The organism is Paraglaciecola sp. IT1134 (genome assembly GCF_058068185.1).
This window is the reverse complement of the sequence record NZ_CM176486.1, coordinates 1829530-1849736: the sequence shown is the minus strand read 5'-3', so window position 1 is coordinate 1849736 and position 20207 is coordinate 1829530. Positions and strand designations below refer to the sequence as shown.

General features: G+C 46.1%; 22 protein-coding genes. 14 read left to right on the top strand and 8 right to left on the bottom strand.

The window, feature by feature from the left end:
- Window positions 1–82: 82 nt before the first annotated feature.
- The 6 genes from AC3RV5_RS08170 to AC3RV5_RS08145 all read left to right on the top strand — a co-directional run bounded on the left by AC3RV5_RS08170 (window position 83) and on the right by AC3RV5_RS08145 (window position 4229).
- Window positions 83–1255 carry a serine hydrolase gene (locus AC3RV5_RS08170; protein WP_489731433.1) on the top strand — a complete coding sequence of 391 codons (1173 nt, stop codon included), beginning with the start codon at window positions 83–85 and terminating at the stop codon, window positions 1253–1255.
- 19 nt (window positions 1256–1274) lie between these two features.
- Window positions 1275–1538 (top strand): DUF493 family protein YbeD, encoded by a 264-nt coding sequence (ybeD, locus tag AC3RV5_RS08165; RefSeq protein ID WP_489731432.1) that lies wholly within the window; start codon window positions 1275–1277, stop codon window positions 1536–1538.
- A 102-nt stretch (window positions 1539–1640) separates the two neighbouring features.
- Window positions 1641–2225, top strand: a complete 585-nt coding sequence (gene lipB, locus AC3RV5_RS08160; protein WP_489732118.1) for a lipoyl(octanoyl) transferase LipB — start codon at window positions 1641–1643, stop codon at window positions 2223–2225.
- A complete protein-coding gene (gene lipA, locus AC3RV5_RS08155) occupies window positions 2218–3180 on the top strand; it encodes a lipoyl synthase (protein ID WP_489731431.1) in 963 nt (320 codons plus the stop codon). Before lipB ends, lipA begins: the two co-directional genes overlap by 8 nt.
- Before the next feature lie 161 nt (window positions 3181–3341).
- Window positions 3342–3878: a peptidylprolyl isomerase gene (locus tag AC3RV5_RS08150; protein ID WP_489731430.1), complete on the top strand. Its 537-nt coding sequence runs from the start codon at window positions 3342–3344 to the stop codon at window positions 3876–3878.
- A gap of 66 nt (window positions 3879–3944) precedes the next feature.
- Entirely contained in the window at window positions 3945–4229 is a 285-nt protein-coding gene (locus tag AC3RV5_RS08145) for a hypothetical protein (protein ID WP_489731429.1), read from the top strand.
- 42 nt (window positions 4230–4271) lie between these two features.
- Here the strand turns inward: AC3RV5_RS08145 and AC3RV5_RS08140 are convergent, their stop codons facing one another.
- Window positions 4272–5867, bottom strand: coding sequence for an L-lactate permease (locus AC3RV5_RS08140; RefSeq protein WP_489731428.1), 1596 nt, complete (start codon window positions 5865–5867; stop codon window positions 4272–4274).
- Window positions 5868–6024: 157 nt separating this feature from the next.
- Between AC3RV5_RS08140 and AC3RV5_RS08135 the strand changes: the two genes are divergently transcribed.
- Window positions 6025–6213, top strand: a complete 189-nt coding sequence (locus AC3RV5_RS08135) for a hypothetical protein (protein ID WP_489731427.1) — start codon at window positions 6025–6027, stop codon at window positions 6211–6213.
- Window positions 6214–6394: 181 nt separating this feature from the next.
- On the opposite strand, the gene AC3RV5_RS08130 is transcribed toward AC3RV5_RS08135, so the two are convergent.
- Entirely contained in the window at window positions 6395–7054 is a 660-nt protein-coding gene (locus AC3RV5_RS08130) for a YoaK family protein (protein ID WP_489731426.1), read from the bottom strand.
- Between the two features lie 343 nt (window positions 7055–7397).
- Between AC3RV5_RS08130 and AC3RV5_RS08125 the strand changes: the two genes are divergently transcribed.
- Complete coding sequence (locus AC3RV5_RS08125) at window positions 7398–8777, top strand: PQQ-dependent sugar dehydrogenase (protein WP_489731425.1); 1380 nt, start codon at window positions 7398–7400, stop codon at window positions 8775–8777.
- A 61-nt stretch (window positions 8778–8838) separates the two neighbouring features.
- On the opposite strand, the gene AC3RV5_RS08120 is transcribed toward AC3RV5_RS08125, so the two are convergent.
- The gene (locus AC3RV5_RS08120) at window positions 8839–9384 is read right to left on the bottom strand and encodes a type 1 glutamine amidotransferase domain-containing protein (RefSeq protein WP_489731424.1); all 546 of its coding nucleotides are present in this window, start codon (window positions 9382–9384) and stop codon (window positions 8839–8841) included.
- A gap of 618 nt (window positions 9385–10002) precedes the next feature.
- Between AC3RV5_RS08120 and AC3RV5_RS08115 the strand changes: the two genes are divergently transcribed.
- Together AC3RV5_RS08115 and AC3RV5_RS08110 are read left to right on the top strand one after the other, a co-directional pair.
- A complete protein-coding gene (locus AC3RV5_RS08115) occupies window positions 10003–11010 on the top strand; it encodes a YHYH protein (protein WP_489731423.1) in 1008 nt (335 codons plus the stop codon).
- 19 nt (window positions 11011–11029) lie between these two features.
- Window positions 11030–11575, top strand: a complete 546-nt coding sequence (locus AC3RV5_RS08110) for a hypothetical protein (protein ID WP_489731422.1) — start codon at window positions 11030–11032, stop codon at window positions 11573–11575.
- Between the two features lie 146 nt (window positions 11576–11721).
- Here the strand turns inward: AC3RV5_RS08110 and AC3RV5_RS08105 are convergent, their stop codons facing one another.
- Complete coding sequence (locus tag AC3RV5_RS08105; protein WP_489731421.1) at window positions 11722–12051, bottom strand: ion channel; 330 nt, start codon at window positions 12049–12051, stop codon at window positions 11722–11724.
- A gap of 220 nt (window positions 12052–12271) precedes the next feature.
- On the bottom strand, window positions 12272–13336 hold the full coding sequence (locus tag AC3RV5_RS08100; RefSeq protein ID WP_489731420.1) for an AI-2E family transporter: 1065 nt from the start codon (window positions 13334–13336) through the stop codon (window positions 12272–12274).
- Between the two features lie 200 nt (window positions 13337–13536).
- Between AC3RV5_RS08100 and folX the strand changes: the two genes are divergently transcribed.
- Complete coding sequence (gene folX / locus AC3RV5_RS08095) at window positions 13537–13902, top strand: dihydroneopterin triphosphate 2'-epimerase (RefSeq protein ID WP_489731419.1); 366 nt, start codon at window positions 13537–13539, stop codon at window positions 13900–13902.
- 19 nt (window positions 13903–13921) lie between these two features.
- Complete coding sequence (locus AC3RV5_RS08090) at window positions 13922–14824, top strand: TIGR01777 family oxidoreductase (protein WP_489731418.1); 903 nt, start codon at window positions 13922–13924, stop codon at window positions 14822–14824.
- A 16-nt stretch (window positions 14825–14840) separates the two neighbouring features.
- Here AC3RV5_RS08090 and AC3RV5_RS08085 read toward each other — a convergent pair whose 3' ends face one another.
- On the bottom strand, window positions 14841–17372 hold the full coding sequence (locus AC3RV5_RS08085; RefSeq protein WP_489731417.1) for an ABC transporter permease: 2532 nt from the start codon (window positions 17370–17372) through the stop codon (window positions 14841–14843).
- A gap of 3 nt (window positions 17373–17375) precedes the next feature.
- Complete coding sequence (locus AC3RV5_RS08080; protein WP_489731416.1) at window positions 17376–18104, bottom strand: ABC transporter ATP-binding protein; 729 nt, start codon at window positions 18102–18104, stop codon at window positions 17376–17378.
- Here AC3RV5_RS08080 and AC3RV5_RS08075 point away from each other — a divergent pair.
- Window positions 18103–18774, top strand: coding sequence for an arylesterase (locus AC3RV5_RS08075; protein WP_489732117.1), 672 nt, complete (start codon window positions 18103–18105; stop codon window positions 18772–18774). The two genes, AC3RV5_RS08080 and AC3RV5_RS08075, sit on opposite strands and share 2 nt — an antisense overlap.
- Before the next feature lie 35 nt (window positions 18775–18809).
- Window positions 18810–18986, top strand: coding sequence for a hypothetical protein (locus AC3RV5_RS08070; protein ID WP_489731415.1), 177 nt, complete (start codon window positions 18810–18812; stop codon window positions 18984–18986).
- A 221-nt stretch (window positions 18987–19207) separates the two neighbouring features.
- Here AC3RV5_RS08070 and dusC read toward each other — a convergent pair whose 3' ends face one another.
- Window positions 19208–20131, bottom strand: coding sequence for a tRNA dihydrouridine(16) synthase DusC (gene dusC, locus AC3RV5_RS08065; RefSeq protein WP_489731414.1), 924 nt, complete (start codon window positions 20129–20131; stop codon window positions 19208–19210).
- Between the last annotated feature and the right edge of the window lie 76 nt (window positions 20132–20207).

Genomic DNA, 20207 nt, shown 5'->3' with positions numbered 1-20207 from the left:
AAATACTGATATATTAAGCGTCGTTTTTTCGACATAACACTCATCTAACATTCCTTAACAAATTTCAATTTACGGTAGGTCCATGCGAAACACCAAAAATCTTATTGTTGCTATTTTTAGCAGTGTCACTCTTTCGCTTAGCAGCTTGGCTGTAACAGCGGCTGTTGTAATCCCGCCTGCCCCTTCGGTTGCGGCTAAGGGATATATTTTAACTGATTTCCAGACAGGTAATGTGATCGCCGAGCAAAATTCTGATATTCAGATCCCCCCGGCTAGTTTAACCAAGATGATGACCAGCTACGTGATAGGCAAAGAAATCGCCAACGGCAATATAAAATTAACCGATATGGTGACTATATCGGAAAACGCCTGGGCCAAAAATTTTCCTGACTCATCCAAAATGTTTATCGAAGTGGGTACCCAAATCTCCGTCGCCGACCTAAACCGCGGCATTATAGTGCAATCCGGCAATGATGCTTGTGTAGCCATGGCTGAACACATAGCGGGTAGTGAAGATGCTTTTGCCAGCATGATGAATATGCATGCCGAAAAGCTCGGCATGACCTCAACTCACTTCGTTAATAGCCACGGTTTGCATGATGCGGATCATTACACTACGCCACGAGATATGGCTAAACTTGCTGCAGCCCTTGTGCGAGATGTACCTAAAGAATACGATGTTTACAGCGAAAAAGAATTCACCTATAACAGCATTAAACAATACAACCGCAATGGCTTATTGTGGGACAAAAGTTTGAATGTAGACGGCATCAAAACCGGCCACACCTCAGACGCAGGTTATAGCCTGGTTTCCTCTGCCACCCAAGGCGACATGCGGTTAATCGCCGTGGTCATGGGTGCTGAAAGTGAGCGGTCCCGCAAGGTTGAAAACAAAAAACTATTAAAATATGGCTTTAGATTCTACGAAACTATTACCCCGTACAAAGCAGGCGACAGCTTTGTGTCGCACCGTATTTTCATGGGTGACAAAGAAACCGTCGATCTAGGTATTTTGCAAGATACGCCCATTAATATTCCCCGTGGCCAAAGTAAAAATCTGGAAGCAAACTTCAAGCTTGACAAAAAACTTGAAGCGCCTTTGGCCAAAGGCGAAGTAGTGGGTAAATTATTTTTACAACTCGACGGTGACGATATCGCCGAATACCCGCTGGTTACCCTGCAAGAAGTGCAAGAAGGCGGGTTGATCGACCAGCTGGTAGATTTTGTTAAATTACAACTTGGTTTTGATAACTAGGTTTATTGAGCGAAAAAAGATGAACACAAATTTTGATCAGTTATTGGACTTCCCCTGCCACCAAACATTCAAGATATTGGGTGTGGCCGACGACATGCTAACAGAGCATGTCGTCAGTTGCCTGCAAATCCATGCCCCAGGGGATTACAACCCGCGTGTTAAGCCGAGTTCAAAGGGCGCCTACCATTCTGTGTCTTTGAGTGTGCGCGTGACCAGTAAAGAACATATGGAAACCATTTACACCGAGCTGGCCAAGCTAGAGCTGGTTCGGGTAGTGCTTTAACGCCCCCTTGCCAAGCAGAACCGGAAAAACCGGCAGGTGAGCGTTCATACTTTAGTCATTCGCCAGCTTGGACGCCAAGCTTACCAACCTATTTGGCAGGCCATGCAGGACTATACCGCTATTCGTGACGATACCAGTGGCGATGAAATCTGGTTAGTGGAGCACGATCCTGTATTCACTCAAGGTCAGGCGGGTAAGGCGGAACATGTGCTTGATCCAGGTGATATTCCTGTGGTCAAAGTCGACCGGGGCGGTCAGGTCACGTACCACGGGCCGGGCCAACAAATGATGTATGTATTGCTCAATTTAAAACGCAATGGTCTTGGGGTACGCACTTTAGTTAGCGCCTTGGAAAATTGCGTGGTACAAAGTTTACAACCTTTTGGCATACAGGCTTATCCCCGCAAAGATGCACCAGGAGTTTATGTTGAGGGTAAAAAAATCTGCTCCATCGGTTTACGCATTCGCCGTGGCTGTTCTTTCCATGGCCTGGCGCTGAATGTGAATATGGACTTATCGCCTTTTTTACGGATCAATCCCTGTGGTTATGCTGGTCTGGAAATGGTAGATTGCACACAACTAGGCGGGCCACAAAGTTTGTCACAAGCAGGGCCTGCTATCGCCGAAAAATTATGTTCATTGTTGGGTATTTCCCGCATAACAAACAAAGAAGGTTTTGATGAGTAACGCGCGTCCACAAGCCGGAGTTAAACTTCGGGATGATGAAAAAGTTAAACATATCCCTATCACCATTATGCCCACAGAAAAGGCGCAAATGTTGCGCAAGCCCGAGTGGATAAAGATCAAGCTGCCGCGCACCACAGATAAAATCGACCATATCAAGCAGACCTTGCGTAAAAACAACCTGCATTCGGTCTGTGAAGAAGCCAGCTGTCCGAATTTGGCAGAATGTTTCAATCATGGTACTGCGACGTTCATGATTTTGGGCGATATCTGCACCAGACGATGTCCGTTTTGCGACGTGGCCCATGGTAAACCCTTACCACCGAGCGCTGAAGAGCCGATTAAGCTCGCCAAAACTATTGCTGAAATGGGCCTCAAATACGTGGTGATCACCTCTGTTGACCGGGATGATCTGCGCGATGGCGGCGCCCAGCATTTTGTGGATTGTATCAATGCTATACGCGAGCACAGCCCCAGTACCAAGATTGAAGTATTGGTGCCGGATTTTCGTGGCCGCATGGACACTGCTCTGGAGATTTTGAAGCAAGGTTTGCCTGACGTATTTAATCACAATCTGGAAACTATCCCGCGTTTGTACCGGGAATGTCGCCCAGGGGCCAATTACCAGTGGTCGATGGATCTCCTAAAGAAATTCAAACAGCAACACCCTGAGATCCCTACCAAGTCCGGTTTGATGATGGGCATGGGGGAAGACAAACACGAAATCGCTGAAGTCCTCAAGGATCTGCGCGCCCACGATGTAGAAATGCTCACTCTGGGCCAGTACTTACAACCCAGCAAACACCACTTTCCTCTTAAGCGTTATGTGCACCCAGATGAATTTGACGAACTGGGGGTTATTGCCAAAGACCTTGGTTTTAGTCATGCTGCTTGTGGCCCCATGGTGCGCTCTAGCTATCATGCGGATAAACAAGCCGCCGGAGAGGAAGTTAAATAGGCTGGAATATTAACCAGAAACATAACTCGCCAACGGGCGAGTTTTTTGTTTCTATTATTAAATATTAATAGAAGCACAGCTCATCAATGTAAGTAAAATTATCTACCTAGTCCTGTCTTTTTAGTCGTCCTATCAGCGGGGGCAACCAAACCTGCAGGCCAATGACGCCCCCCACTCCTGACCGGTTGATTTACCTGCGTTTGACAACCGGTACCGTAATTATCGAATTAACACCTTTTATGGCACCCAAAAACGTAACCCAGTTTCGAGCTCGGGTTAAGGAAGGGTTTTATGACGCCCTGGATTTTTACCGGCTATTAGATAGTTTTGTGGCTCAGAGCGGCGATATCAGCAAACAAAAAGTCAGTGTGGTCAACGCTAAACTGCCGGCGGAATTTAGCCGTAAGGCACCCTTTCACTCCCCTTTTATGCTTATGCAGACCCCGGTTCTTATCGCCCCTCAAACCGGATTTCTACAGGGCTTTGCCGCTGGTCGCGAGCCTGAAACTAATCAGAAATGGCTATTGCGCTGCCCTGGGGGTGGTCGCCATGGGGCGCAACGTCTAACCAGCGCCTGGGGCCTGAACAACGAATTCTTCCACTTCAAAGGTAACGGTAACTTGGATATTGGTTATTGCAACTGCAAAACCCGAGTTGTTGAAGAAGCTCTCGGCCCCCCTCACAATTCGTCTGGCTAGTTATTCTAGATTATGAAATGATTACCACTTATTGTACGCTCAATCCCATTTACCAGTGAAGAAAACATGAATTTAGACAAGTCACAAAAACGTATTGCCAAACGCGTAAAACGCGGATTTCAGGGTTATCCCATGATCTGCATTAACTATTTTGGCCCCAGTGAAAAGTTAGCCACTAAAGTCGAAGTGAGTTTTATCGAGCAGGAAGACGCCGGACCTATGGTAGAAACCTTTAACAGCATCAATGATATTCGTCAGGATGAAACGGTGCAAACCACCATCATCAAAATCATTGATAGAGTTGACGCCAAGACGGTAACTTTGGAGGACAGTGTTAACATAACCCCTTGATGCCTGATAGCGCTCTTTGCTGTGCCACTGGAGGTCGGCTCTTTATGCCAAAAACATCAATGCAATCAAACCAGAAAAAAAACTGTAATACAGCATAGGAACAAGGGTGAATCGAATAATTTGTCCTTCTTTACCAACTAAATTTACTACCGAAGCAGCTGCAACAACATTTACCACGCAAATCATATTTCCCGCGTTCGCACCTATCATCTGTAACGCTAACATAACCCGTTCATTGAGCCCTAATTCCACCGCAATAGATTGCTGCAAGCCGGCAAACATCATGTTTGAAAACGTGGCACTGCCTGCGATAAATGAGCCTAAAGCCCCTACTAGCGGTGCAAACAATGGCCAAGCGGCTGAAAAGCTACCCGCTGCCAGAGTGGCTAATTCAATTGGCATACTGCCTAGCGCAGCGGTATTTGTGCTCGAGTTCAAAAAAATTCGCACCATAGGAACTGATGCAGCCAACGCAATGACAGTTGGAGCCAGAGACTTAATAGAATTGCGCCAAGCTAATTTAACCCTCCTAGCGTCTTTTTTATGCAAAAAGATAGTCACTAGCGAAACCAATACGAAAATACTGCCGGGCAAGTATAAAGTATGGGCCGTCACGCTCACATTCGTTCCTAAAATACTCTTCCAGGAAAAAGCGGTAGACATCAACCAACCTTTCAGCGGTAAGAAATCCAGACGTGTCAGCACCAACAACATGACGACCAACAAATAAGGTACCCACGCCATCCATAACGGCATCAGATGCGCTTCATATAAAGTTGATTCGGCCTGTTGATGATCACTGTCAAACAACCATATTTTTTTGGGCATCAAAAAACCTTTTTTGGCTGCCAAAGTTGTTAGCAGCAAACCAAATAACGCACCAAAAATCGAAGGAAATTCTGGACCAAGAAACTTGGCTACCAACCAAGCTGGCAGGGTAAACGACAGTCCACCAAAAAGTGCAAATGCCCAGACAGCCCCGCCCTCTGTGAAAGACTTGTTTGGTCCAAAAAACCGAGTCAATATTACGACCATGATCAACGGTAAAAAAGAGGCAACCAATATATCCAACCCAATAGCTTGCACTGAAATTGCCCACAATGTTTCTTCAGAGAGACCTCCTACACCTTGAGCAATGCCAACCGTAACAGGTGTACCAACGGCTCCAAATGAGACTGCAGAGCTGTCGGCGATCAACGTCATAACCACCGCGGCCAATGCTGGGAACCCAAGCGCAACCAACAAGGGCGCAACTATCGCAGCAGGTGTTCCAAAACCAGCAGCCCCTTCCAAGAAAGACACAAAAAGCCAACCAATAATGACAACTTGAATACGACGGTCTGGAGTAATTTGGGTAAAACCAGCCCTAACCACCCCAATAGCTCCGCTAAACTGCAGCGTATTTAACAAAAGAATGGCACCAAAAACGATCCAAACAATGGTTAACGCAATGACCCAACCTTCGAGCACCGAAGCGATTAATTGGATTAAAGGCACCTGCCATATAAAAAAAGCGGTTACTGCCGTAGCCATCAAACTGAGTGGCATGGCTTTACTTGCAGGTATTCTTAGCATAACGAGCAAGATAAAAACCGTTAAAACCGGGGTGATTGCGCAAGTAAATTGCAGAAAGGTCATAAAGGTTCCAACTTATCGTGTGAATACAAATTCATCATAGGTATTACAAAGATAGCCACGCTAAAAACACTGCATTAAATTAAACACTTCCGGTCATCAATAACCAGGAAAATGCAACTATCAAACGTTGCTTTACGTAAGAAGTTATAGCACTCCTATGCTTGAAAAAGTTCATGTGGAAGTGGGATTTATCGAGCAGGAGAAGGCCGAACCTTTGCTAGAAACCTTTAACAGCTTCAATGATATTCATCAAGATGAAACGGTGCAAACCACCATCACCAATATCATTGAAAGCATTGATACCAAGACGGTGACCTTGGAGGGTAGTGTTAACATAACCCCGTGATGTTTAGGTGTACCGTAGATGCACACCTGGCACGTTGTTATTTACCTATATGCGGTATGTTCCCTATTTCTAACGTAAAGGTAGTATTATCTCGATATTCTTTGCGTCAGCCGTAAAGTATCGCGACTAATAGAGGCGAAAACTGGTACCTGGAAACTACAGCGTCCTATTAGCGAAATGATCAACTATGTCTTTTGTAATGTACGCGATAGATGACGGCCAATGCCACACAAATACAACCCGGCACTAACAACGCTTTAAACTTATAAAGACTGAAAAGATAGGCTCCAAATGTTCCCCCCAGTATAAATCCAGTAATGATAAGTAGGAAGAGAATTGCTTTTCTTTTATCAAAGGTTTTACCTCTTATTACCCTGCCAAACATAATGCCCAAATCAGTAACTATCCCCGTCAGATGAGTCGTACGTATAACTGCACCGCTGTATGCGGTCGCCAGAGCGTTTTGGATACCACATGCTGCCGATGCGGTATAATGACCATAAGATGAACCCTTGGATAATAAATAGAAAGCTGAAAATATGAACATAGCCTCCACCATTAACGCAGTGTCATAGTGACGACCCAGTTTCAACGTATTTCCATGCACCAAAAAGCCCGATAAGGCCGCACCAAAAAAAAATGAAACCAAGATACCCACTAAATGAAAAACACTCGTCAATGAAGAGTCTAGAATATGAGCGCCAAGTAAAGTAGCGGTACCAGATAGGTGCGAAACTGACTGGTGTTCGAATCCCATCAGGCCAACCGCATTTACACAACCGGCAACAAACGCAAGAATGAATGCACCGTACTCTACCCACCTTGGTAACTTAGATAACAAAAATCATTCTCCGGACAGTTAAATGCGTATTACTGAACATGAACCTGGTGCAGTAGTATATGGGTTGTCACAAATTATGTATGCATATCAAATAATTATTGAACGGGCAGTACAACAATCAAAACCAGTAAAAGTAAAAAGCATAGGCAGATAGTTTTTTGATATGCCTCCCCTATGGGCTATTCTTATTCAGCTAGCAAACCCAGTGACAACAAATTGTACATATTTATCTTGGCTGAAAATTAACTAATGCTAATGTAATTGTGATGCCATGATATAAAATGTTTACCGTTGTGCGTTAACTACAATCTTTAGCTACTAAGTATTACCCAAGGAGCCACTTATGCCGACGTTACTGTTTAAGCCTGTTCAGTGTTCATCCTGCTCATGTATTAGTCACAACTCCAGGAAAATAGCGGTAGCTTTGCTGAGTTTTTCGTTACTAACAGCTTGTCAATCAGACCACGGCGTAAGCCAGCCTGAATCATCGGTCGAAGCCATTTCTTATGGTCAGGATCCCCAGCTAGTCGAGCCAGACACGTCGCTCATTCCCACAATCAATATTGCTAAAGCCGTGGGTTGGCAAGATGACCATATGCCTACTAGTCCCATTAAAGGCTTAAAAGTAAATAAGTTTGCCGCTGACCTGGATCACCCACGCTGGCTTTACCGTCTGCCAAATGGCGATATTTTAGTAGCAGAAAGTAACAAACCCCAAAAGCATGACGAAAATGGCGGGGTAGTCGCCTGGGCACAAGGTAAAGTGATGGCTGCTGCGGGCGCCGGGGTACCAAGCGCAGATCGCATTACTTTATTGCGCGATACCAATAAAGACGGCGTTTCCGACCTGCAAAAGGTATTTTTGCAAAATTTGCATTCACCATTTGGTATGGCCTTGGTGGGCGATACACTCTATGTGGCCAATACCGATGCCATAGTGGCATTTGATTACCAGCCAGATGTAACCCAGCTTAAGACTCCTGGGCGCACACTTGCCTTGTTGCCCGCTGGAACAATTAATCATCATTGGACAAAAAATCTGTTAGCCAGTGATGATGGTAAAACGCTTTATGTGGCTGTGGGCTCAAACAGTAACGTGGCTGAAAATGGCTTGGATAAAGAAACCCAACGGGCGGCTATTTTAACCGTCGATATCGCCAGCGGTGATACAAAATTATTTGCCTCGGGCTTGCGCAATCCAGTCGGTATGGCCTGGGTGGACGATCAACTTTGGGCGGTGGTAAATGAGCGAGATGAGCTGGGCGACAATCTGGTACCGGATTACATGACCTCTGTGCAACAAGGTGGTTTTTATGGTTGGCCTTTTAGTTATTTTGGACACAATATCGATAAGCGAGTCGAACAAGAGCATCCTGAATTGGTCGAACAGGCCATCAAACCGGATTATGCCCTAGGCGCCCACACGGCTTCCTTAGGACTATTGTATGCAAATGCAACAGATGCCTTAGGTCCATTAACAACAGGCATGTACATAGGTCAACATGGTTCATGGAATCGCAAACCGCTCAGCGGCTATAAAGTGGTGTTTGTGCCCTTCACCCAAGGACAACCCAAAGGGTTGCCGCAAGATGTCTTAAGCGGATTTGTAGATGACAAAGGCCAGGCACAAGGCCGGCCAGTAGGGGTGATTTTCAACCAGTCTGGCGATCTGTTAGTAGCTGATGATGTGGGTAACGTAATTTGGCGCGTAAGTGGGCGCTAAACAAAATATTTGTTAGATAGGGCGCCACCTCGGTGGCTCCCTCTTAGGCTGGAACTGGGGGCTAGTTCAGGTGAGCAGCTATGGCTTCGACAAATGCCGGTAGATCTGCGGGTTTTCTGCTTGTGATGATGCGGTTATCAACAACCACTTCCTGATCCACCCACTGTGCACCTGCATTAAGTAGGTCAGTTTTGATACTGGGGTAAGATGTCAATTTACAATTTTTGACCAACCCGGCTTCAATCAATAGCCATGGCCCATGGCAAACAGCGGCAATGGGGGCATTATTATTTTCGCTGTGGAATTGTTTGATAAAGCTCACCGCTTTTGGGCTATTTCTCAATGTGTCAGGGTTGAACAACCCGCCGGGCAGCACCAATGCATCATAGTCTGCTGGATTAGCATCATCGAGCGTTTTGTCCACTTCTACCGATCCACCCCATTGATCTTCATCCCAGCCTTTAATTTCTCCAGCTTCAAGGGAAATAATTTCAACCACGGCGCCCCATTTTGTGAGTTGATCTTTAGGTTCAATAAGTTCACTTTGTTCAAAACCGTCCGTCGCTAAAATAGCGATTTTGTTACCTTGCAATTTAGTAGTAGACATACACTTTCTCCTAGGGTTTGTGGCCTAAGCAATGTGCTCAAAGCCGCTAAGTCGTATCAACTGAATGCAGATGATGTGCCAAGGATGTTTTTATACCCTCCAGATGCCTTACCCTATTTATATAGACTTGGTCCATGAGTTCTAATTTAGCATGGGAAGAGTTGTAGACTTGTCAAAATGGCTGTGAAGATTTTACTGAGTTATTAAAATTGAACTTTCCAATTTACATTTACTAAATACAAGTTGAAAGCCAAGTGGTAATCGTAAATTCAGTCGTAGCTGAGAACTCTGGCTCTCAGTGGGATCAACTTTACTAAATACAACTAGTCACACTTACGTTGTAATAGCTCCTGGTTAAATGGTTGGCGATAGTTGGCTAGCGCCATTACAAAAACAATTGTATCTAGTAAATCTAAAGTCAGAGTAAATTCTTTTAACATGTTTTGAGTCAACTCGATCTTGACGACGCCACTGCTTTGTTATTTTGCTCTGCAATCTCCTTCACTCTTGTCAGTTTTCTGCACGTTTCCTGCACATTTATTCGCTAGAGTTCAAATCAATCCAGTGGAACGTTCGATCTTAACGTTTAACGGTGCAATATTTTAGGAACTCAAAACCATGAAACAAACATCTATCCAGCGACGTTACTTAGCACAGTTCATTACAACCTTATTGCTGGCAAGCTCAATAGCTGCCTGCAATGATAGTAGCGATAGCATAGACAACGCCACCACTTCAGACTCGTCTGTTGCCGCTCTCAACGGAACCGAATCGACAACGGGTGTGTTGTGCGATTATGAATATAACGAGTTCAATGATTCCCCTTCGGTAAATTATTACAGCAATGCCCAGTGGACTTGTACCGATGACGCCCGGGAGTTAACGGCTAACGGAATACCTGATCACGAAACAGGCACATTCCCCAATGATGGAAATCCGAATTTAATTTCGCCACAATCAATTGAGAAGAGTTATACCCTCACACCTGTTGAGGGCACAGCTACCGAACTAGGTGGTCCGCGCGGTGCTATCGGTTATGTATTAAACGGTATAAAAATCGACCCTGGAACGGGTGGCACTTGTGATGACACTGGTTTGATATGCGATCCGGGAATGATGGTCGGCACCTGGAGTATTGAAGCGTTAGGCCAATCAAGCTTTGATTTTGGAACCGATGAAAATAATGCTCATGTGCAACCAAATGGTGAATATCACTATCACGGTTTACCAGAAGGCTTCGTTACTTTACGTGGTGGAAATTCATCATCAATGACCTTGATTGCTTGGGCGGCGGACGGCTTTCCTATCTACGCTCGGTATGGCTATAGCCAGGCTGACGATGCCAGCTCTGAGCTCAAATCGATGACGGGTAGTTACCAACTAGTTGACACGGTAAGTGATTCCAGGCCAGAAGTTGAAATGTACCCCTTAGGTACGTTCAGCCAAGACTGGGAGTATATTGCTGGGCTCGGGGATTTAGATGAATGTAACGGTCGTTTTGGCAGTACACCTGAATTTCCAAATGGGATTTATCATTATTTTGCCACTGACACCTATCCTTATTTTCAGCGCTGTGTAAAAGGCGAAGTCGAAGCATCTGGCAATTTGCCTCCCCCACCACAATAAACTGGCGGAGACGAGTGATATGAACATTATTAGAAAATTTATGGCTGTTACGTTGAGCGCTTTGGCGCTCAGCGCTACGCAAATGCCTGTTTCCCAAGCACATATGATGGTTGCCCAACACGGCACGCTTAATGTAGTCGGTGAAGGCGCTTTTATGGTGTTGTCTCTACCTGTCTCGGCGTTTTTTGGTACGGATGACAACAATGACTCGCTGTTATCAGTGCATGAGCTTAACGCCCACCGAGCTGATATTATCAAGCAAGTGGCCACACACGTAACCCTAAGTGGTGCCCAAGGTAACTTACCATTGCAAGGCATTCTGCTCTCGCCAGTGGTATCCCACGAGACACCAAATGCGCCGGCCTCTCACGTGATTGTAATGGGAAGGTTTGCGTTACAAGATACCGACGATTTAATGCACCTTACATTGGACTTGTTTGGAACACGCAGCGATGAAAAAATAATGAAAATGAGTATTAACGATAAAAGTAATAATCGAAGTCAATCGTTTGATCTTACTCCACAAACGATATCTAAAGCACTGTTTACATCCACATCAGAATAAGACTGGCCGACGTAAATGCATTGCATAAAAACAGGAGCAAACGCCTGTTTTTGTATGACACCTCCTCCCCCCACGTTAATTATTTTACCGGTCATAAGTCCACCACTTTATTGACGTTGCTTTAACGGCGGGCTCTGGGGTTTCCTTTACTTGGTATTCCAGTGTCTTTGCATTTCAAAAAACAAAAAGGATGCTGTCCAAGTGATAAGTACGAGACCGGTCAAGGATTCAATCCCGGTCAAATAACGCAAGTCCCCAAAGGGTTCAATGTCACCAAAACCGACGGTGCTAAACACAGTGAATGAGAAGTAGGCGCAATCCATTAAACTGCCGTTGAAGTTTCCCGTCAAGTGGCCCCAGCCTTCTGATTGATTCATAAAATAGTAGGCCACTGCAAAGATCCAGATTTCAAAGGTGTGGGCTATTAAGGCGCCAAACACACCAAAGACTATCCTGTAACTATGTTTGATTGTCATTTTGGGCAGGTACGAGATTAGCAGATACAGGCATTGGTAATGAACTATTACAATGAGCGCTACTATCAAAATATTGACCAACACCACATAAAACATATAGACCTACCGATATTTTGTTTTTTAACAACCCCCAACTCCAGGCAACGTGGTCCTGGGCTTGGCCAGGACTCCACAGGCTAAGTCATTTTCGGGGTTAGTAATGTAAGGGAAACCTTGTCAGTTATATTACTTCGTTTTGAGCGGATGTCTGAGGCTCTAAGGCTGCATCTTCACTGGCCAGCAACAGGGCGATCCAGCGAGTATCCTCGTTCGCCTCCAGAGCAATTTTCACTATCATGGTCAACGGCACAGAAAGCAGCATGCCCACGGTACCTAACAGCCACCCCCAGAATATCAGGGATAAAAATACCACTAGAGTAGACAGACCTAATCCTCGTCCCAAAAAGCGTGGCTCCACCATATTGCCCATTACCGTGTTGGTGAGCACAAACCCCAATGCCGTTAACCCGGCGACTGCGGGCCCAAGCTGTACCAAAGCCAGTAATACTGCGGGTATGGCCGCGATAATCGAGCCAATATTGGGAATATAGTTAAGCAAAAAAGCGAGCAAGGCCCACAGCAATACGTAATCCACACCCAAGACATACAGCCATAAACCGATGATCATCCCGGTGCCTAAACTGACCAGAGTTTTGATCACCAGATAGTTCTTGACCGAAACTAAAAATTTGTCGACTTGACGCATTTTCATATCGGGATCATCCAGGGCAATATGGATTTTGCGCGGAAAGGATTCAGCTTCAAACAGCATAAAGACCACAATTAACAAGATCAGCAAGAAGTTGGTCAATACGCTTCCCAAGCTGGTGAGCACATTGGTGGCCATATTCATAGCTACACCTGGATCAAAATAGGATAACAATTGGGCTGAATTGATATGAATATTAAAAGCCTCAAGCTGTCCTATTCCCCAGGCGAGTTCATCTTTCAGTTGCTGGCGATATTGGGGTACATTCTCGCTAAAATTGGTCATAGACTGGCCAACCAAACCGGCCAGCATAAAACCAATAACGACAATTAGCATTATTACCAGGAGCACTGACACGACTTTGGGCACTTTATATTTGTTAGCCCAACTGATTATCGGACTGCAGGCCATGGCGATAAAGACCGACAATAAAAAAGGGACTACTATGCTACTGGCGGCTTTTACACCTGCCAACACCACCACTAACGAGGCCAAAATTAATAAAACTTTTACTGGGGCTGAGGGTTTGACTTGCATACTGAATTTCTACTGGAAAAGCTTGTGAGCAAACTATCAGATCTGTATCGTATTTTACAGTAACTTCAATAGAATTAGGCTAAATTGACTGAAGCTCGACACACCACAGATTATTTGTTCCACTGTGGACTAGTAAAACTCTAAAACCTTGATATTTAAAATGGTTTCAAGGTGATCGCAGGACAGGAAAGACAGCAACGATGAAACTAAACCCGGCGACAATTCGTATCAAGAATTTACGACTTCGTACCTATATAGGTATTAATCAGGATGAAATAATCAACAAACAAGATGTTATCATCAATGTGAAGATAGATTACCAGGCAGACCAGGCGTCCGGTTCGGACAAAATGGATGATGCCCTAAATTACAAGACCATAACCAAGCGCATTATCAAGTTGGTTGAAGATAATCGCTTTTCGCTATTAGAAAAACTTACCGCCGAGGTGCTGGCCATAGCCGCCGAGCATCCCTGGGTTATTCACGCAGAAGCTGAAGTTGATAAACCTCACGCCCTGCGTTTTTCCGATTCAGTTTCTTTACGCCTTTCTTGTAGTAAGGCTTAATCCTATAAATGAGAGCAAAATGCATATATTGATCACCGGTGGTACGGGGCTAATCGGGGCGAACCTTATCCCGAAGTTGAAACCGAATGAGATAACTGTTTTAACCCGTAATGTGTCTATGGCTGAGCGTGAACTGGGTAACAAGGTTACGTTAATATCCAGCCTGGATGATTTGCACAACCTGAACGAATTTGATGCCGTGATCAACCTCGCGGGGGAACCTATAGCCAATAAAAAATGGACTAGCAAACAAAAAGCCATTATCGAACAGAGTCGCTGGGAGTTAACTGAACAGTTGGTATCGTTATTTCACGCCAGTGAATTTCCCCCGGAATTATTTATCAGTGGTTCGGCCATTGGTTATTACGGACGCCAAGGTGACGAGCCGATTGATGAAGACTTCAACCAACCCTTTGATGAATTCAGCCACCAGCTATGCCAACGCTGGGAAGAACTGGCACTAAAAGCTGCCTCAGATTCAACCCGGGTCTGTATATTACGTACCGGTATAGTGGTCACCCGCAGGGGTGGTGCTTTGATGAAAATGGTGCCAATGTTTCGCATGGGCCTGGGAGGCCGGATTGGTGACGGTGAACAATATATGTCGTGGATCCACCTGGAAGACATGTTAAATGGGATCATCCACCTGATTAAAAATGGCGAATGCCAGGGGGTTTATAATTTCACCTCACCCAATCCTGTAACCAATAACGAATTTAGCCACACTCTGGCCTCGCTTTTACATCGCCCTTGTATATTGCGCATACCCACGTTTGCCATGCGCCTGATGATGGGAGAAATGGCGGATTTGTTATTGTACGGTCAACGGGTGATCCCCAAACGCCTGCAACAAAGCGGTTTCGAATTTCAGTATCCGGAACTGGAACACGCCCTGGATTGTTTGAGTCTCACGTCAATTTAAGTAACCCCGCTATCTGCTAAACCATTTGTTTTAGCAGATGGGCGGTATTGAGGGTCAGTAACCGCCAGCAACCTATTACCCCGAGCGCCCCAACGACTAAAGCCCCAGCCAAAGGTGCAATTAACCAGTACTGCCAGTGCAAAGAGGCTTCCATTTGAAAAACTTGGGTCTGGAGTAGATATAAACTCAGCTCATTGGCGATGGCGGCCATGGCCCCGGCGACCAGACCGATAATAATAAATTCACATAACACACTAGCGCGAATGAGCCGCCCCTTTGCCCCTAAGGTGCGCAAGATAGCTAATTCCTGCTGACGTTCATCCATACTAGCTTGCACCTGGGCAATAAGCACCAATGAGCCGGCAGCCAGCACCAGTACCAATATAAACTCTACCGCCAGTGATACCTGTTGCACTATGCCCCGCAGTTGATTAATTCTGGCGTCCACATCAAATAAAGTAACACTGGCAAAAGGTTGCATTAGCGGAGTGATTTCAGCTTTACGCTCACTGGGCAAGTAAAAGCTCGACAGGTAGGTGGGCAGATAACCTTGCATGACTTGGGGCTGGAGCACAAAAAAGAAGTTCGGCTGCATAGTTTGCCAATTCACTTCCCGCAGGCTGCTGACGGTGACACTAATAATTTCACTGCCCACGTTAAAGGTCAGCTTATCACCCAACTTGATATCCAGGCGCTCGGCCAGGCGTGCTTCCACCGACACCCCGTACAACCCGTTTTTAAACGTTTCACCGGGCACAAACCATTGGCCTGAGATTATCTTGTTTTCTTTTTGCAGGCTGTCACCCCAGGTCAGATTGGCCTCACGACCCAAACCGTCTCTGCCACGGGATTGTCCTTGTTCGTCATCGTCTTCCTTGGAAACCGAAGTACGAATTTGTTCGTCGTTAATGGCCACAAAACGACCCCGCACTACGGGATAAAAATCCTCGATGGGGATGTGACTGTCAGCAAAGTGCTGTTGCAGTTCCGGTAGCTGCTGCTGGGTAATATTAACCAGAAAATAATTTGGTGTACCCTGGGGCAGTTGGTCCTGCCATTGCTGGACCATGTCATTACGCATCACCAGTACGATCAGCAATAACATAATAGTCAGGGCAAAACTGATCAGTTGCACACTGTTGTCCATGGCTCTGCGACGAATGCGGGCCCAGGCCAGCTGCCAGGCACCGATCTTGCCCTGGCCTAACTTGCGCCCAAGCCAAATCAGGCCATAGGTGACCAGCAACAAACTGGCGACCAACAATAGCCCCGAAACAAACAATATGGTACTGATCCACAGATTACGACTATAGGCCCACATCAAGATGAAAACAGCGCCCCCCGAAGCTAGAAATTGGATCACCCGAGAGCTCAGCCCTGCACCCAGATCTCGTCTCAGTACTCGAAGGGGGGAAACCGAAAACAATTTTAATAGCGGATATAATGAAAAAAGCATCGCACATACCGCACCGGTAAATACCGCGATAACCAGTGGCCGCCAGTGCCAGACATCCAGCGAAACCTGGATCCTGTCGGCCAGGGCCCACACTACAACTTGCTGGAGCACATATCCTAGAACGACACCAATGACTATGCCCAGCAGCGTAATAAAGGTGATTTGTAACAGGTACACCTGTTGCACCATGCTTTTTTTGGCCCCCAGGGTTTTCATGATTGCCACGGGATCATAGTGTCTTTGGCTATAACGCTGGGCCGCTACCGCAATGGACACCGCTGCTAGCACTATGGCTAGCAAACTGGCTAACAAAAAATATTGTTCTGCTGTGGCAATCGAGCGGCCTATGGCGGAATCATCATCGCTGACCGATAGCCAACGTTGTATTTCCCCGTCCAGTTGCGGGGCAAGCCATTCATAATAGGTTTCCAAATCTTGCTCTTTGCCGGTGAAAAAATAGCTAAAGGTCGCCCGGCTCCCAGGGCCTATTACCTGGGTGGCCGCTAAATCCTGCTCCCTTATCAGCACCTTGGGATCGCCACCAAAAACACTAAAACCAGCATCAGGCACTTCACTTAACACTTTTTTGACGACAAAAGTTTGCTCGCCAATCTCGATTGACTGGCCGATAGTCAGGCCTAAGTTTTGAAACAGTCTCGACTCTATCCAGGCTTCACCGGACTGGGGCAATTTATCTGTGACCTGGCCCAGGCCAAATGGCTGTTGTGCAACTTTTACCACACCTTTGAGAGGATACCCTGGCGTGGCGGCGCGCAAGTCGACCAGGGTCATCTGCTGGTTGGCAAACGCCATGGAACGGGTATAAACCTGATGTGCTGTGCGTAATCCCTGATCTTGGGCCCGTTCCAGCCAGGCCGGGTCAACCGGTTTTTTGGAATCCAGTACCCGATCGGCAGCGATAAACTCGGCACTTTTGGCGGTCAAAGCCGATTGCAAACGTTCACTAAAGAGTGACAAGGACAATACCGAGGCCACTGACAACACAATTGCCAGTAAAATAATGGTTAACTCACCCCGTTTGGCTTCGTGGCGAAATAATCGCCAGGCTAAACTTGTTACTTGATTAGCCATCAATCAACCTACCTGTTGTTTGATCGTTGCTGAATCAGGTTGATTGCTGTTAGGCCCAGCTTCAGGTGCAGTTAATTCCCGTAACTCCCCGGCCTGCATGCTCAGCTGACGTTGGCATTTGCCAGCCAGTACAACGTCATGGGTAACTAATATCAGAGTTGTATTAGCATCGTGATTTAGTTCAAACAACAAACGTTCGACTTTGTCACTGTTGGCCGCATCCAGATTACCTGTTGGCTCATCTGCGAACAGGATCTTGGGGCGCGTAATGAAGGCCCGGGCAATAGCCACCCTTTGTTGCTCCCCGCCGGACAACTGATTAGGATAGTGATTACCGCGATGTCCCAGGCCAACAAGTTGCAAAATTTCTTCACCCAGTGCTCTGGCATTGCTCAGCCCGGCAATTTCTGCCGGCAACATAATATTTTCCAGGGCCGTCAGGCTTTGGATCAGCATAAAGCTCTGAAAGATGAAACCAACCTTGGCACCCCGCAATTGGGCTCGCTGCTCTTCATTCATGGTATGCAACGCTTGCTGATCCAGGTAAATTTCCCCTGCTGTTACTTCATCCAGGCCAGCGAGCAGACTCAACAACGTGGATTTTCCGGAACCCGACGCTCCTACTATGGCAACTGACTCACCAGCCTTGACTTCGAAACTGATAGGCTGGAGGATCTGTAAGTCGCCTTGAGACGTATTCACCGTTTTACTAATCGCAGATGTTTTGATCATGATAGCTGGAGCCATAGTGTTATTTTTTAATACCCATTTAATTCGAAAACGCGCAAGTTTGTTATTATTACTTGTACCCATATTACTGTTTTCAGATCAGTTATGGGCAAAAAGCACGAAATTACTCATATTAGGAGACAGCCTAAGCGCTGGTTACGGGCTGACGCAAGAGCAAAGCTGGGTAAGTTTGTTACAAGATGCGTGGCATAATACGAGCATAAGTGTGGTTAATGCAGCGATCAGCGGCGAAACCACAGATGGTGCCTTAGCCAGACTGCCCCGTTTATTGGTTCAGCATCAGCCAAGCCATATTTATATAGAACTAGGGGGTAACGACGGGTTACAGGGTCACCCTGTCTCGAAAATGCGCGCCAACTTGGCACAAATCATTAGCACCAGTCAGGCCGCAGGCAGTGAGGTAATATTACAACAGATGCAGATCCCCACTAACTATGGCCGCCGCTATACCGAACTATTTAGCCAAACGTTTCAATCTTTGGCCGAGGAATATAAGGTAGTATTATTACCCTTTTTCTTGTCTGAAATTGCATTAAATCAAGATTTGATGCAATCTGACGGTATACACCCGAATGCCCAGGCACAGAGCATTATTGCTCGGGATATGCGAAAAAAATTAACCCCCTTGCTACTTGGCAAATTGTCTGAGTAAAGTGCCCGGTTAGCATTTAACGTCCGGACAAGATGATGCAAATAAGTCCCCAAAGCAACCCTCAGGTGCAACCCAATCAAGCTGATACTCGCCAGGAAATCAGTCGCCGGGAAACATCTCCACACCAAGTAGAACTTGAGTCCGCGCCGACCCCACCTATTGGCGTGGATCCCAACCAAAGAGTGGGTTCGATTATCGATACTGCGGTCTGACCTTCAACCAACTCTGGTGAATAGCCTGGAGCAGCTACCAGCTGTCACCATCAAGTTTATAACGATAATAGCAGCGTTTTCAATGCGCCCCCTTTCCCGCTGCTAACACCCAAGGCGAACAACATGACGGTGCGATTCATATGCACCATTAATTCCCTGATTTTAGTTTTTATTGTAAAATGACTACAACTACACACCAGGCTTTGTCGTCAGGTAAACGACTAAGATAACTGAGCGACAATCTCCTGTGATTCACGCAAGGTTTTAATCTGTCCGAAGAGCGTTCCAGCTTCCTGGTATTGACGACTCAAATAGCCTAACCACTGTTTTAGGCGGTTGGGGAAATATCGTCCTTTATCACCGTATAATTCGTATCCGGAATAATCCAACAACAATTGGTTGACCCCTTGCCAAGGCATGATTTCTTCTTCGCCACGTATCACCTGGGCTAAATTGGGCATGGCCAATGCCCCGCGTCCCAGCATGATATTCTGGCAGTTGGATTGCAGTTGGCAGTCGAGAGCATCCTGTTTCGACCAGATTTCGCCGTTGGCAATGATAGGGACTTTAACTTTTTGTTTGATATCGGCAATCCAAGGCCAATGAGCTGGAGGTTTGTAACCTTCGACTTTTGTCCGAGCGTGGATCACCAGCAGATCAGCACCTGCATCATTAATGGCCGCTGCATTTTCAAACGCGAGACTTTTATCATCAAAGCCCAAACGCATTTTAGCCGTTACTTTATGCTCAGCGGGTACGGCTTTACGTACCGCAGACACTATTTTAAATAAGGTTTCGGGCTCCCGCAGCAATATTGCACCGCCCATACTTTTATTTACGGTTTTAGCCGGACAACCGAAATTCAGATCCACCCCATGAGAGCCTAATTCAATAGCACGCACCGCATTTTCGGCCAACCATTGCGGGTGCTGACCTAATAATTGAACCCGCACGGGTGTGCCAATTGGGGTTTTACCGTGGGTATGTAACTCTGGACAAAAGCGATAAAATACTTTTTTGGGGAGCAACTGATTAACTACCCGTATGAATTCAGTAACACACAGATCAAAACCCCCTACCCGGGTTAACATATCGCGCATCAGGTGATCCACCACCCCCTCCATAGGAGCTAATATTATTTGCATGCTAAGTAATGCCTTAGTTGTCTACTGCCCGAAAGGCGGAAAAACCGATAAAATAAATCTCTGTACTATGACGCCT